Source organism: Pauljensenia sp. 20925_1_27 (assembly GCF_041432835.1).
Lineage (GTDB): Bacteria > Actinomycetota > Actinomycetes > Actinomycetales > Actinomycetaceae > Pauljensenia.
The window spans coordinates 163754-178398 of record NZ_JAPWAH010000003.1 but is presented as its reverse complement, the minus strand read 5'-3'; the positions used below and the strand labels follow the sequence as shown (position 1 = coordinate 178398).

16 protein-coding genes are annotated in these 14645 nt (G+C 63.4%); 13 read left to right on the top strand and 3 right to left on the bottom strand.

The window, feature by feature from the left end:
- Positions 1–50 precede the first annotated feature (50 nt).
- Both O3684_RS03550 and O3684_RS03545 read right to left on the bottom strand, forming a co-directional pair.
- Entirely contained in the window at positions 51–986 is a 936-nt protein-coding gene (locus O3684_RS03550) for an aldo/keto reductase (protein WP_500065120.1), read from the bottom strand.
- A gap of 4 nt (positions 987–990) precedes the next feature.
- Positions 991–1845 carry a RecB family exonuclease gene (locus O3684_RS03545; RefSeq protein ID WP_500065118.1) on the bottom strand — a complete coding sequence of 285 codons (855 nt, stop codon included), beginning with the start codon at positions 1843–1845 and terminating at the stop codon, positions 991–993.
- Between the two features lie 79 nt (positions 1846–1924).
- Between O3684_RS03545 and O3684_RS03540 the strand changes: the two genes are divergently transcribed.
- From O3684_RS03540 to nusB, 12 genes are read left to right on the top strand one after another with little or no spacing between them, the layout of a single operon-like run.
- Positions 1925–2974, top strand: a complete 1050-nt coding sequence (locus tag O3684_RS03540; RefSeq protein WP_500065117.1) for a tRNA (adenine-N1)-methyltransferase — start codon at positions 1925–1927, stop codon at positions 2972–2974.
- Positions 2967–4511: a proteasome ATPase gene (gene arc, locus O3684_RS03535; RefSeq protein WP_500062261.1), complete on the top strand. Its 1545-nt coding sequence runs from the start codon at positions 2967–2969 to the stop codon at positions 4509–4511. The genes O3684_RS03540 and arc overlap by 8 nt, the downstream gene beginning before the upstream one ends.
- Positions 4508–6028: a depupylase/deamidase Dop gene (gene dop, locus O3684_RS03530; RefSeq protein WP_500065115.1), complete on the top strand. Its 1521-nt coding sequence runs from the start codon at positions 4508–4510 to the stop codon at positions 6026–6028. Before arc ends, dop begins: the two co-directional genes overlap by 4 nt.
- Positions 6029–6061: 33 nt before the next feature.
- Positions 6062–6238 carry a ubiquitin-like protein Pup gene (locus O3684_RS03525; RefSeq protein WP_500065113.1) on the top strand — a complete coding sequence of 59 codons (177 nt, stop codon included), beginning with the start codon at positions 6062–6064 and terminating at the stop codon, positions 6236–6238.
- Position 6239: 1 nt separating this feature from the next.
- Positions 6240–7625 (top strand): Pup--protein ligase, encoded by a 1386-nt coding sequence (gene pafA / locus O3684_RS03520; protein ID WP_500065112.1) that lies wholly within the window; start codon positions 6240–6242, stop codon positions 7623–7625.
- A complete protein-coding gene (locus O3684_RS03515; protein ID WP_500065111.1) occupies positions 7622–8662 on the top strand; it encodes an FKBP-type peptidyl-prolyl cis-trans isomerase in 1041 nt (346 codons plus the stop codon). The genes pafA and O3684_RS03515 overlap by 4 nt, the downstream gene beginning before the upstream one ends.
- A 60-nt stretch (positions 8663–8722) precedes the next feature.
- A complete protein-coding gene (gene aroC, locus O3684_RS03510) occupies positions 8723–9934 on the top strand; it encodes a chorismate synthase (protein WP_500065110.1) in 1212 nt (403 codons plus the stop codon).
- On the top strand, positions 9931–10440 hold the full coding sequence (locus tag O3684_RS03505; protein WP_500065109.1) for a shikimate kinase: 510 nt from the start codon (positions 9931–9933) through the stop codon (positions 10438–10440). Before aroC ends, O3684_RS03505 begins: the two co-directional genes overlap by 4 nt.
- Positions 10437–11519 (top strand): 3-dehydroquinate synthase, encoded by a 1083-nt coding sequence (gene aroB / locus O3684_RS03500; protein ID WP_500065108.1) that lies wholly within the window; start codon positions 10437–10439, stop codon positions 11517–11519. The genes O3684_RS03505 and aroB overlap by 4 nt, the downstream gene beginning before the upstream one ends.
- A complete protein-coding gene (locus tag O3684_RS03495; protein WP_500065107.1) occupies positions 11516–12040 on the top strand; it encodes a shikimate kinase in 525 nt (174 codons plus the stop codon). The genes aroB and O3684_RS03495 overlap by 4 nt, the downstream gene beginning before the upstream one ends.
- Positions 12041–12064: 24 nt before the next feature.
- Complete coding sequence (efp, locus tag O3684_RS03490) at positions 12065–12628, top strand: elongation factor P (RefSeq protein ID WP_009055954.1); 564 nt, start codon at positions 12065–12067, stop codon at positions 12626–12628.
- Positions 12628–13248 (top strand): transcription antitermination factor NusB, encoded by a 621-nt coding sequence (gene nusB / locus O3684_RS03485; RefSeq protein WP_500065106.1) that lies wholly within the window; start codon positions 12628–12630, stop codon positions 13246–13248. The genes efp and nusB overlap by 1 nt, the downstream gene beginning before the upstream one ends.
- Positions 13249–13425: 177 nt before the next feature.
- Here nusB and O3684_RS03480 read toward each other — a convergent pair whose 3' ends face one another.
- Positions 13426–13722 carry a DUF2249 domain-containing protein gene (locus tag O3684_RS03480; protein WP_016461648.1) on the bottom strand — a complete coding sequence of 99 codons (297 nt, stop codon included), beginning with the start codon at positions 13720–13722 and terminating at the stop codon, positions 13426–13428.
- Between the two features lie 357 nt (positions 13723–14079).
- Here O3684_RS03480 and pyrR point away from each other — a divergent pair, with 357 nt between their 5' ends.
- A complete protein-coding gene (gene pyrR / locus O3684_RS03475; RefSeq protein WP_500065105.1) occupies positions 14080–14643 on the top strand; it encodes a bifunctional pyr operon transcriptional regulator/uracil phosphoribosyltransferase PyrR in 564 nt (187 codons plus the stop codon).
- Positions 14644–14645 lie beyond the last annotated feature (2 nt).

Genomic DNA, 14645 nt, shown 5'->3' with positions numbered 1-14645 from the left:
CTACGACACCGATGCCGCGCGCACAGCAGGGATCAGCATTGACGGACAGGCTACTGCGCGGCGACCTCGGTGAGTACCTGACGAATTGGTGCTGGCAGCGGCTCCGAATAGTCGAGGAGCGTATCGAGCTGACGGAGGGTACGCGGCCCAACCAGCGCGGAACTCACTCCGGGGAAGTCGCGTACCCATGCCAGTGCGACATCGCCAGTTGAACGTTCCAGCCCTGCCGCAGCGCGAGCGGCCGCCTCGATGACTGTCCTCGGATGACCCTCCAGGTAGGGCTCGACCATATGACGCAGATGTGGCGACGCCGCGCGCGAATCAGCGGGAGTCGTGTGACGATACTTACCCGTCAGGGCACCGCCGGCCAACGCTGAAGCGGCGATGACACCGACGCCTCGGCTCGACAGCTCGACGATTGTCTCGGACGCAGACGCATTCGCCAACGAAAAGGGGGCCTCGACAACAGTCATCGGAGCACACGCACCCAACATCCCGCGTGTGACAGCCTCTGCAAGCTCCCAGTGGGATGCACGTGATAAGCCAATATAGCGGGCTCGGCCGGAGCGGTGCGCAAGCGTCGCGGCTTCGAGAGTCTCCTCAAGCGGGACTTCGGGGCGCGGCTCGACGAGCCACACATCGACGTAATCCGTGTCGAGCCTCGCGAGGGCGTCGTCGAGGCTCCGCAGCAGATCGCCGCGGCCTGCGGCGCTGACCCACGCGCCTTCTCCGGCGCGTCGAACCGCGCCCCGCCAAACGAGTGCGACGCGGTGTCTGCCGATGCTCGACAATCCTTCCGATAGGACGTCAACGGCCGTGCCATCACCGTGTGCTGGGGAGCACTCGACGAGGTTGCCGCCAGCGTCGACGAACGCCTTGAGCATGTCGTGGGCCTCGGGCCCATCGGTGTCGCGTCCCCATGTGAGGGTGCCCAATCCGAGTGCGGACAGGTAGAGCCCGCTGCGTCCGCATTGCTTCAGTTCCATGCCTCTAGCCTAGCCGAGTCCGCGCCAGCCACTGCGCGTGTTGGCGCGGCATCGGGGGAGTGGTTCCACCAAACAGCGGACACAGCGAGCGCACGCCACACCAGTTGCACAAAGGATTCTTGCGTGGTGTGAACGAGTCATGCTCAATGTCGTGTTCGATACGATCCCAGAGGCGGTCGATCTGGCGCTCGAAATCGTGGATCTCGTCTGCCGTGGGATCCAGCGTGATCACCTGCCCCGCACGCAGGTACACGAGCTGCATACGCGAGGGGAGAACCTGCGTACGTGCGAGCAGAAGAGCATAGAAACGCATCTGATAGAGCGCCTCTCCTACGTAACGCGGTCCGGGGGCCTTTCCTGTCTTGTAGTCGACGACGCGCAGCCGTCCGTCCGGAGCTTGATCAACGCGGTCGATAAAGCCGAGCAGACGCACGCCGCGCTCGGTCGTCGTGGTGACCCTCTGCTCGCGCGCTGCTGGGGCGATCCACTGGGGCTGCTCGATCGCGAAATAGCTGTCAATGAGCGCGCGGGCATCATCGAGCCACGCCTGCCGGTCGGCATCGTCTGTGAAGAGCGCGGCAACCTCGGGGTTCTTGGCTGCGAATGCCTGGTATTGAGGCTCCACCTGCGCGCGGGCTTTCTGCGGTGTCCGATCGGATGGATCGAGGGCGAAGAGCTCCTCGAGCACCGCGTGGACGACCGTACCCAGGGCTTTCGCGCGAGTCTCCGGCTCCCGATACCCGTCTAGGACATGGAGCCGGTACTGCAGCGGGCAGCGCTCGTATTCTTTTGCGCGCGACGCGGAAAGCGCAGGATCCCACGTGCGAGGTTCAGGAGAGGGAGCGATCAGGTCTGTCATGAATACCACGCTAACCCCTGGCACCGTCATCTGTGTCCTGCCATGGGCGCAGGTGGTGGTTAGCGGTATCCTTTACGTAATGTCTATTCAACGTAATACTTCGATATCGGCCACTGATTTCGGTCAGCCCACCCGCCGAGGCCCGCTTGCCGAGGGTGACCGCGTTCAGGTTCGTGACCCCAAGGGGCGCTTCCACCAAGTCATCCTCGTCAGCGGTGGTCGTTTCCAGTCCAACCGCGGTGGCTTTAACCATAACGACGTTATTGGCCGTCCTGACGGTCAGGTGATTGTCACTGAAGAAGGCCGCCAGTTCCAGATTCTGCGCCCCCTTCAGGTCGACTATGTGATGTCAATGCCCCGCGGCGCAGCCGTCGTCTACCCGAAGGATGCCGGCGTGATCACCCACATGGGTGACATTTTCCCAGGTGCAACCGTCGTCGAGGCTGGTGCGGGCTCCGGTGCCCTCTCGATGGCACTTCTCGATGCAGTCGGCCCGCAGGGGCATCTCATTTCGGTGGAACGTCGCCAGGACTTCGCCGACATCGCGGCAGCCAACGTCGACCTGTGGTTCGGCCGTCGCCATCCTGCGTGGGACTTGCACGTTGGAGACGTTGACGAGATCCTGTGGTCGGCTGAGGCTGGCAGCGTTGACCGCATCGTCCTCGACATGCTGGCTCCCTGGGAGAACATCGAAGCCATCACGCATGCCCTGATTCCGGGCGGCGTCCTCGTGTGCTACGTCGCAACCGTGACGCAGATGTCTCGCCTCGTCGAGGATCTGCGTACGTCTGCGCGTTTCACCGATCCGATCGCGTGGGAGGATATGCGCCGCGAGTGGCACCTCGATGGTCTCGCTGTGCGCCCCGAGCACCGCATGGTCGCCCACACCGGTTTCCTTGTTATTACCCGCCTTCTTGCGCCCGGCGTCACGCCACAGGAGCGTTCGACGCGGCCGGCGAAGGCCGCCGAGGGCCAGGGAGGCGCGTGGGACGACGAGCAGGACTGGAGCCTCGAAAAGGTTGGTCAGCGCGTCAACTCCGAGAAGAAGGTGCGCAAGGTGCGTCGCGACGTCGTCGCTCAGGCGGACACATGGGCATCGGAAGGACGCGAGGGCGCGACCGATGAGTGAGGCTACTGATCGCGAGTCCCTGCAGCGGCGTCTGATCTCCCTGGAGGAGAAGAACGGCCGCCTGACGAGTGCGCTGACAACGGCGCGCACCGAGCTGATCCGCCTGCAGGGGGAGCTGGCCGACGTGTCGCGTCCCCCGCAGACGCTGGCTACTTTTGTACGTGCTTTCCCTTCGTCGCGTCAGATCGAGGTCGTGAGCGCTGGCAAGCGAATGCGCGTTGCCGCGTCGCCAAAGCTCGACGTGACGGACCTGTCGTACGGGCAGTGGGTGCGCCTCGACGACACGTCGATAGCTGTCGCTGCCGATGATTTTCCGCGCAGTGGACAGGTGGTCTCCGTCCTCGAACTGGTCGGCACAGATCGTGTTCTTGTGGCCACTGAAGGCGGTGCTGAGACTCTCCTCGAGCTTGCCGGTCCGCTGCGTCACGGCAATCTTCGACCCGGCGACTCCCTCGTCGTGGATGCACGTGCCGGGATCGCGTTTGAACGCATCGTGCGCGAGGACGTCGAGCAGCTGCTGACCCCCGAGGTCCCCGATGTCACGTATGAGGACATCGGCGGTCTCGACGATCAGATCGCGCAGGTACGCGACTCGATTGAGATGCCTTTCAACCACCCCGAGCTCTATCGCCAGTTTGGGCTTCGCCCGCCCAAGGGTATTCTCCTGTACGGTCCTCCTGGATCGGGCAAGACCCTGATCGCGAAGGCGGTTGCTAACTCGCTCTCCAAGCGAGGGGGAGCCTCGACGTTCTTCCTGTCCATCAAGGGTCCCGAACTGCTCAACAAGTTCGTCGGTGAGACGGAGCGCCAGATTCGCGCGATCTTCGCTCGCGCGCGCACCCTTGCGGCCGGCGATACCCCCGTCGTTATCTTCTTCGATGAGATGGAGGCGCTGTTCCGCACGCGTGGGACGGGCGTATCCTCGGACGTCGAAACGATGATTGTCCCGCAGCTACTCGCAGAGATGGACGGCGTTGAATCGCTCGATAACGTCGTGATCATCGGAGCATCCAACCGCGCAGACATGATCGATCCCGCGGTGTTGCGACCTGGGCGCCTCGACGTGCGTATCCGTGTGGATCGTCCCGACCGCGCGGGGGCACTCGACATCTTCTCCAAGTACCTGACCCCGCAGGTGCCCATCCATGCCTCGGAAATCGAGCGTTTCGGTGGCATCAACGAGGCCGTGGCGGGGATGAGCCAGCGCGCTGTCGATGCGCTCTACGCACGCAATGAGACGACCGCACTCTTCCTCGCAACACTCGTGAATGGCGACCACAAGCGCATCTACCTGTCCGACCTCGTGTCCGGTGCGCTCATTGCCGGGATCGTTGAGCGCGCCAAGAAGTATGCGATCAAGGACGCGCTGACGGGAGCTTCGTGTGGTCTGAGCATGGAGCATCTTCTGCGTGGCGTCCATGAAGAGATGAATGAGTCCTTGGAACTCGCAGCGACATCGTCGCCGGAAGATTGGGCCCGTACCAGTGGCCTCGCCCCCGAAATCGTGAATGTGAAGCCGATTGGAACAGTGAAATGAGCAGCGAACGCATTATCGGTACCGAGACCGAGTACGGTGTCTACCGTCCCGGCGACGCATGGGCGAATCCGATCGCCCTATCCACGACAGTGGTGACCACCTACGGTGAAATCAGCCGTAGGGGCACACCCGCGCAGGGGGCTGGTGTCGTGCGGTGGGACTATACCGGTGAGGATCCGCTGAACGATCTGCGCGGCATGCGTATGTCACGGGCGGCCGTTGATCCCTCACTTCTCACCGACGATCCCTACCACCTCGCACCATCGGGCGGATCCGAGCGCGTTGCTCGCCCCACGGCGGAGGAGCTGGCACTTCCCGCCGCCACGACAGCTGTCTTGACGAACGGCGCACGGCTCTACGTCGACCACGCCCACCCCGAATACTCCGCCCCGGAGACGATCGGTGCACGCGATGCTCTGCTGTGGGATCGCGCCGGTGAGGTCGTTGCTCAGCGAGTCATGGCGCGCCTGGAAGAACAGGGCGAAGAGCCCATCGTCCTCGTCAAGAACAACACCGACGGCAAGGGAGCCGCCTACGGAACGCACGAGAACTACCAGATGCCTCGCATCACCGATCTCGACGCGATCGTCCGTGGGCTGACGCCCTTCATGGTGACCCGCCCGGTGATCTGCGGAGCGGGCCGCGTGGGACGTGGGCAGAAGAGCGAGGTGCCCGGCTTCCAGATGTCTCAGCGCGCCGATTTCGTCGAGAACGAGGTCGGGCTCGAGACGACCTTCAATCGCCCAATTATCAATACGCGCGACGAACCCCACGCAAACCCCGCGCAGTTCCGCCGCCTCCATGTCATCGGCGGCGACGGCAACATGTTCGACGTGTCGGCATTCCTCCGTTTTGGTACGACTTCCCTCGTCCTGTGGGCGATCGAGCAGGGCACTGACCTGCGCTGGGATTCCCTCGTTATGGATGATCCCGTGCAAGAGACATGGAACGTGTCCCACCATCCAGACCTCGACTACAAGGTTTCAACGGCGGGCGGTGCCTATACTGCGGCCGAACTTCAGCAGGTGTATCTGGACCTGGTGCTCGACACCTTCGCGGAAACAGGAACGACACCCACGGCCGCCGACCAGGAAATCCTCACCCTGTGGCAGTCGGTTCTGGATCGCATGAGGGCCGATCTCTTCTCCGTGGCCACCGAGGTCGAGTGGGTGGGCAAATACCAGCTCATCAAGCGTCAGAAGGAACGTGCGGGCCTCGATTGGAACGATCCGCGCCTGAGCGCGATCGACCTGCAATGGTCGGACCTGCGTCCCAGCCACGGCCTCGTCTATCGTCTGGCGAAGGCCGGCATGGTGACGCGCCTCGTCACCGACGAGGACGTCGAACGTGCAGCCGACGTTGCGCCGACCAACACGCGTGCGCACGTACGAGGGTGGGCGGTCGCTCACCGCCGCGATCTCGTGAAAGCATCGTGGACCTCGCTTGTCTTCGATCCCGGTGAAGGGGACTTTGTCCGTTTCCCGATCGCGGACGCGCGCGACACATCCACCCGATAATCCACTTATCCACGAAAGAAGGAAGAACGAACAATGTCGAATCAGATTTTCGCAGGCGGCCCCACCCCCGAGGACGACGTCACCGAGGTCGGCGGCCAGGTTCAGGCGCGCACCTCGTCGATCGATTCCCTCCTTGACGAAATCGACTCCGTTCTGGAAACCAACGCGGAAGCATTCGTTCAGGGCTTCGTCCAGAAGGGCGGCCAGTGAGGTGAGGCGTCGAGTTTTCGGCATCGAAACCGAGTACGGGCTCACCGCAGCATCACCCAGCGGCGCCAAGCCGATGGATGCCGAGCACGCCGCACGCCAGCTGTTCGAGCCACTCCTGCACCAGGGCCGTTCGTCGAATCTCTTCCTGCGCAACGGCGGGCGCCTGTACCTCGATGTTGGCGCGCACCCGGAGTACGCGACCGCTGAATGTGATCGGCTTGAGGATCTCCTCGAGCAGGATCGCGCCGGTTCTACCATGCTCGCCGACCTTGCAACGCAGGCTGACAATGCACTATCCGAGCTTGGTACGGATCTGCGTCTGCATCTCTTCCGTAACAACCTCGACTCGCAGGGCAACTCTTACGGCTGTCACGAGAACTACCTCCTGCACCGTCGCCGCGACTTCCGCCAGGTCGCCGATGCGCTCGTCGCCTTCTTCGTGACGCGTCAGATCCTGGTTGGAAACGGGTGGATCAATACCGCCGCGGCGGCCCCACGGCTTCAGTTCTCGCAGCGAGCCGATCAGATGTGGGATGCCGTCTCATCCGCGACGACGCGCTCGCGCCCGATCATCAACACCCGTGACGAGGCATTAGCTGATTCCGGTGCATACCGCCGGATGCACGTGATCGTCGGCGACACGAACGTCGCGGAGCCCACTACCGCCCTCAAGGTCGGCATGACCGAACTGCTTATCCACGCAATTGAGGACGGCCTTCACATCGAAGATCTGGCTCTCGCTGATCCGATGCGCGCCATTCGCGAGGTGAACGCTGATCTGAGCGGATCGGCAGCCATTGAGCTAGCCAACGGCAGGATGACGACCGCCGTCACCATGCAGCGCGAGATCCGAGACCGTGTCTTGTCACGCATCCCTGTCTCCGAACTTGACCCGTTGCGCGCCTACGTCGTCGATCTGTGGGGCAGGGGCCTCGACGCGATTGCTAGCGGGGACTGGAGTGACATCGACACCGAGCTCGACATTGCGATCAAGCACAAGCTGCTCACCTCTTACTGCGCACGCAGCGGCGCCACGCTCGCAGATCCGCGCGTCGCTCGACTCGAGCTCTCCTACTCTGAGATCACGGCGGATGGCCTACGCGACCGGATGGAGAGTGCGGGGCTCATGCGACGCCTGACAACCGCCGAGGGTGTTCGCCGTGCACAGACAGTTGCACCGGCGACGACACGAGCAACCCTGCGCGGACGCATTATCGCCGCCGCCGAGGACGCGCGAGCCGATCTGAGCGTCGACTGGGTGCACGTGCGCCTCGACGAATCCCAGACGATTCCGCTGTCACTGCAGGACCCGCTGGCTACGACGGACCCACGCGTCGATGCCCTCATCGGGCAGATTGACGCGTCGTCTCCTACGATTCCCGCATGAGCACCGAGTCGTCATCGCCCGATTCGCCTTCCACGCGCCGCGTGAGAGGCTCATCGCAGCGCGCCGCCGCGCGTGCTTCTCGCACGCAAGGGGCCTCGCGCGGTGGGTTGTTTCTACGTATCGGCCTGGCCCTCACATTGATCCTCGTGGGTGGCGGCCTCACGTGGTGGGTATTTGCTCCCTCTTCGCGTACGGAGACGGTACCGGGCGCAGAAGCGAGCGCCCAGTCGACGACGCTTCCCTTGTTCGATCGTGTGGCGGTCTCGGGACGCGTGGGGGCCACACCGACAATTGACATCAAGGCACCGCTGGAAGTCGATGGCTTCAAGGCTCGCGTCATCGAAGAAGGCAGCGGTCGCGAGATCACGGAAGGCTCTCCCGTCCTCGTCTCGATCACAGCCTTTGATGGGACAAACGGACGTATGCTCTCCGAGTCCGGTCGTCCACAGATGAGCCTCGGGATCGTTGGATCGGATCAGATTAGCTCAGACCTCGCCATGCTGGTGACCGGCAAGCGTGAGGGGTCGCGTATCCTTGCCTTCCGCACCGTCGCCATGGGGGATGGCTCTCCCAACACCATGGAAATCGACGTCGTCGACATTCTTCCCTCCATCGCCACCGGCACGTCAGTCGATGCTACCGTCGGCCCAATGAGTGTCGAGATGAGCCCGGAGGGGCCGCTCATCAGTCACATTGCGACGCTCCCCGGCGGCGTGACGACACAGACCCTCATGAAGGGCGATGGCGTTCAGGTTCACGAGGGTGACCGCGTTGTCGCTCAGTTCACCGTTCTCGGTTGGACCGACGGCGTCGTCCGCGTCAACACCTGGGAAACGGGTGTGCCAGCCGTGGTGAATCTCAACACCGCGATGAAGGGCCTTGCGAATGCGCTCGTTGATCAAAAAGTCGGCTCGCGCCTAGCGATCACGATCCCGCCGGACCTCGCCGCGGGCGATGACACCCTGTGCGTTGTTATCGATATTCTCGGCACTGAGCCGGGTTCGGCCACGGCAGGGGATAACGCGCCTCAGTCCTGATCGCTCATCCCGTGAGAGCCACCGGGCATGAGCGTCGCAGCGTGTGGGACACTGGGAGACATGCTGAGATGGATGACCGCCGGAGAATCGCACGGACCCGCACTGATCGCCACGATTGAGGGGCTTCCTTCAGGGTTGCATGTGACGACGGATGATCTACGACGCGCATTGGCACGCCGTCGCCTCGGATACGGTCGTGGTGCCCGCCAAAAGTTCGAGGCGGACGAGGTGTCCATCCTGGCTGGTGTCCGCCACGGTGTCACCACCGGCGCTCCTGTCGCTCTTCGTATCGGTAATTCCGAATGGCCGAAGTGGGAGACGGTGATGAGCGCGGATCCCGTGGATCCTTCCGCCCTGCTGATTGACGCAGGAACGGGCGACGAGCGCGAGATTGCTCGAAACCGACCGTTGACGAGGCCTCGTCCCGGTCATGCGGATCTTCCGGGCATGCTCTCCTACGATTTGCCCGAGGCCCGTCCGGTCCTCGAGCGTGCGAGTGCGCGTGAGACAGCAGCACGTGTCGCCCTCGGTGTTCTTGCCGAGGCGCTCCTAGATCAGGTTGCGGGCGTGGGCCTCGTCTCCCATGTGGTCTCCGTTGGTGGCCAACGCGCCACGGCTAGCGTTCTTCCTACGCCCGCCGATGAGGCGGCCCTCTGCGAAGCATCGATGCGCGCGCTCGACCCGGCCGACAACGCCCGTTTCGAGGCAGCCGTCGATGCTGCCAAACACGCGGGTGACACGATCGGTGGCGTTGCCGAGGTTATCGCCTACGGTATTCCCGTTGGCCTGGGTACTCACGTGAGTGCTCGTGAACGCCTCGACGCACGCCTGGCGGCGGCCCTCATGTCGATCCAGTCCGTCAAGGGCGTCGAGATCGGCGATGGTTTCGCGCAGGCGGCGCTGCTCGGATCGCAGGCCCATGACGAGATCGTGCACGGACCCGACGGCCACCTGACTCGTACGTCTAACCACGCGGGTGGGATCGAGGGCGGGACCTCCAACGGTTCGCCGATCATCGCGCGAGCCGCGTTCAAGCCCATTTCAACCGTGCCTCGTGCCCTGCGCAGCGTGGATCTGGCAACCGGCGAAGAGGCCGTTGGCTTGCACCAGCGTTCCGATACGTGCCAAGTCGTTCCCGGTGCCGTGATCGCTGAGGCTGAGGTCGCGCTCATTCTCGCTGACGCGCTCTTCGAACATGCTGGTGGGCGCTCTGTGAAAGAGATGCGACGCAATCTGGAGGCTTACCTGAGCGTCGTGGGGGAGCGCGCATGAGTGCCCGAGGTCCCGTCGTCCTCGTCGGACTGCCCGGCGCTGGCAAGTCAAAGGTTGGGCGTCTGTTGGCCGAGCGCCTCGGCGTGAGCCACATCGATACAGATGCCCTCGTCGTCGAACGTGAGCGCAGGAGCATCGCAGAGATTTTTGCCTCCGACGGCGAGGCAGCGTTCCGCGCAATGGAAACCGAGGCCGTTGCGCAGGCCCTGACGCACGACACTGTCGTCTCGCTGGGTGGAGGAGCGGCGGCAACTCCGGCCGTTCGTGACCTGCTTGCCGGCCACACCGTCGTCTACATTGATGCTCCCCACGAAGAACTCGTTCGTCGTACTGCCTCGAAGACGCATCGGCCGCTGCTGGCCGAGGATCCCTCCGGGACGCTCGCGCGGCTGCGCACCGAGCGCGAGCCTCACTACCGGTCTGTCGCCACCATCGTCGTTGAATCTGGCCCCGGTCCGGTCGACGACGTCGTCACCGCCATTGCACAGCAATTGGAGCACTCATGAGCACAACCATCGAGGTCATAGGAGAACACCCCTCCACTATCACCATCGGACACGGGCTTGGCTTCGAGCCGATCCGTGAGGCCCTCGATGAGGCCGCGTCCAAGGTGCTTATCATTCATGCGCGGCCGCTCGCACAGCGTGCGGCCTCGTTAGCGCAGTACCTGCGTGACCGCGGAATTGACGCTTCGACGGCCGATCATCCCGATGCCGAGGCCGGGAAGTCGATCGAGGTCGTCGCATCCCTGTGGGACGAGTGCGGACGCCTCCAACTCGGGCGCAAGGATGCGATCATCGCCATGGGCGGGGGAGCGACCACTGACATGGCCGGTTTCGTCGCTGCTACGTGGCTGCGAGGTATCACCCTCATCAACGTACCGACCACGCTTCTTGCCATGGTGGATGCCGCGGTCGGCGGAAAAACCGGCATCAACACATCGATCGGCAAGAACCTCGTCGGTTCGTTCTACCCGGCCACCTCCGTTATCGCCGATATGGACCTCCTCGACAGCCTTCCCGGCCCGGATCTGGCGGCAGGTGCCGCCGAGGTCATTAAGTGTGGATTCATCGCCGACCCGGAGATCCTGCGCATCGTCGAGTCGACCGATCCGCAGGAGCTGCTCCGTGCTGACAGCCCCTACCTTACCGACATCACGACCCGAGCAATCGCAGTCAAGGCACGCGTCGTGTCAGCGGACCTGACGGAGGGTGGCCTGCGCGAGATCCTCAACTACGGGCACACGCTCGCTCATGCGATCGAGCGCGCGAACGACTACACCTGGAGACACGGGGACGCGGTGGCGGTCGGATGTTGCTTCGCTGCGCGACTCGCTCACGCCCGTGGGCAGCTGAGCGCCAAGGAGGTTGCCCGTCATGATGAGCTCTTCTCCCGTGTCGGGCTGCCCACGCGTTATTCGGGAAGCACGTTGGAAGAGCTGACACGCATCATGCTGTCGGATAAGAAGGTGCGCCGTGGGATTCTGCGTTTTGTCCTTCTCGACGGTATCGCGAAGCCCAGTACCGTCTCCGTGGAGCCCTCGGAGCTGGTAGCACCCGCTATGCAGATCGGGATTAGCGCATGAGCCTCATCGTGCTCATTGGGGTCACGGGATCGGGTAAGTCCACCGTTGGCCGCGAGTTCTCCCGCCGCCACGACCTGCCCTTCTACGAGGTCGACGAGGCCGTTGAGGCGCGGCTGGGCGCTTCGATGCGCAGCCTCGTCATCGGCCGTGATCCACGCCTTGCTGACACCGCACGTGAGGAGGCCGATCGCCTTCTTGGCCTTGACGAGGGCATTGTCACGCTCGGCGCCTCGCAACCGCTCGACCCCGTCACTGCCTCGTCAATCGCGCGAGCGCGCACAAACGGCGCGGTTGTCATCGAGCTGAGCGCCGATCTTTCCGCGGTATCACGCCGAGAAGGCCTCGGCGCGCCCCGCTCAGTGGGCCTGGGCGCACCCCGCGCTGTTCTCACCCAACTGATGAAGCGAGCACGGGAGGCGTACGCGTCCGTGGCCGATGCAACAGTCGATACGAGTGAGCGCACCCCGCAAGAAGTCGCGGATTTGGTCGCACGCGCGTGTAAACTGACCCCTGATTACTGATTCCTTCACAAGTGAGGTACCCCTGTGGCAACGACCAATGATCTGAAGAACGGCCTGGTTATGGTCATCGACGGCCAGCTCTGGCAGGTTGTCGAATTCCAGCACGTCAAGCCCGGCAAGGGCCCGGCCTTCGTCCGCACCAAGATCAAGAACGTCCTGTCCGGCAAGACCGTCGACAAGACCTTCAATGCGGGCCTGAAGATCGAGACCGCGACCGTCGACCGTCGCGACATGACCTACCTGTACCAGGATGGCACCGACTACGTCTTCATGGACCAGTCCACCTACGAGCAGATCAACGTTCCCGCCGAGACCGTGGGTGATGCCCGCAACTTCATGGTCGAGAACCAGGACGTCATCGTCTCCCAGCACGACGGCACCGTCCTCTTCGTCGAACTGCCCGCGACCGTCGTCCTGACGATCACGCACACCGAGCCCGGCCTGCAGGGCGATCGCTCCTCCGCCGGCACCAAGCCTGCGACCCTCGAGACCGGCTACGAGATTCAGGTTCCCCTCTTCATGGAGGAAGGCACCCGCGTCAAGGTTGATACCCGCGACGGCTCGTACTCGGGTCGCGTGACCGAGTAATGTCGAAGCAGCACCGCTTCACCTCGCGCACCAAGGCCCGCAAGCGCGCGGCCGACGTTGTCTACGAGGCCGACCAGCGCGGCATGGGATCCAACCCCGACGTGCTGCGCGACCTCTTGCGCGAGCGTCGCGTCATCACCGCGGCTCAGACTCCGCTCCCGGAGTTCTCGATCCAGATCATCGCCGGTGTGGCGGACAATCTGCGTCGCATCGATTCGCTGATCTCGGCGCATGCTCGCGTACCTGGTCTGGATCGCATCGCCGCCGTCGACCTCGCGGTCATGCGCGTGGCGGTGTGGGAGATGCTCGAGAACGACGAGGTATCGCCGATCATTGTTATCGACGAGGCAATCTCGATCGTCCGATCGATCTCGACTGACACGTCGCCGTCGTTTGTGAACGCGGTCCTCGACGCAATCCGCAAGGACCTTGCGTCACCCGCGTGGTTGCGTCGCAGCTCCGATGAGGAGGATGTGCGCGCTCCCGATGAGACCGAGTCGTCGTCTGACAATGAGCTGCCCGCGCAGGAAGCGCCCGCACGGTCTCTGCCTGCTGGTGCCAAGCCGCTGGATGGTGGCAGCGTCGAAGACGAGCTCGATGAACTCCTTGAGGAGTACTGAGCGCTCGCTCTCCATGCCTGGTGGGGCCGACTCTCGGATGAGAGTCGGCCCCACTTTTTCCTTTAATGCCCGCGCCGAGTGCAGATGCAGCCGACCAGGATGGCTGTCTCGATGGGATCGTAGGCATATCAGTAGGGGGCAGGATCGCCACGATCCTGCCCCCTTTACTGCCTGCTATCAGAGAGCGAGGCGGGTGGTTCGCACATCCCAGAACTCGGGACCGTCGACGATGACCTCGAAGGTCCACTCGCCGGGCAACTGCGCGATCTGAGCGAGCAGCGGTCGGGGCAGGTGGGGAGCGCGGATGATGAAGGACTCGCCGGCGTTCATCGACTGGGCAGCACCGAGGACGGCCGCATGACGCAGACGGTGGGGGATAGCGGTTGCATCAATGGTCGGCTCGGGGAGATCGTGCTCGCCGCAGCCACAGCCGCCGCCGCGAACCTCGGGCTGGGGCAGTTGTTCGATGGTCATGGGCTGGCCTTTCTGTCGGAAAGTTTCATAGGCGCCGTTAGCGCACATCGAATTTTACCGGGATAACCCCTTTCATTGCAGTGCTAACGGTACAGCGTGTTGACATGGGAGACGTAATACCCGGTAGGGGTATGTACCAATACCCCTACCGGGTATGTCCTCAAACCCGAGGCCGCGCTTGAATGCTCACCCAACTGGCCCACACGGGTCCGCGACTTCTCCGGATTCACGGCAATTCGTGCTAGCCACGTGGGGTTTCACACGTGGAGGGGTCACACCCTTACCTGATGACGGGCGTAGGATGGAACTACGACAGATCCTTTAATGACCGTCCCGTGAGGCGGGGAAGGAGTGCGCGTGGCCGAAGTGCACGCAGATCGCGCATCGCGCGGCAAAGAAGTATTGGGAGTTGGCGACGTCGCTCGCTCTCTGACACGCATCGCCTATGAGATCGTCGAGCGCAACGGCGGCAGCAATAATCTCGTCATCGCGGGCATACCGACACGGGGAGCGACTCTCGCACGGCGACTCGTCAACCGGATTAAAGAGGTTTCCGGCACCTATGCCGAACTCGCAATCATCGACACCACGATGTACCGCGACGACCTCGCCTCGCAGCCGCTACGCGCGCCAAAGGAGACGCTTGTTCCGGCAAGCGGCATCAATGGTAAGACTGTCATCCTCGTCGACGATGTCCTCTATACGGGGCGCACCATTAAGGCTGCCCTCGATGCTCTCACCCGTATCGGCCGCCCCGCGGCCGTTCAGCTCGCCGTTCTCATTGATCGAGGACACCGTGAGCTCCCCATTCGCCCGGATTACGTCGGCAAAAACCTGCCGACCTCCCGCGACGAAACCGTCACTATTCTGCTCGACGAAACAGACGGGCGCGACGGCGTCCTTCTCGGGAAAGGCCTGTAAAC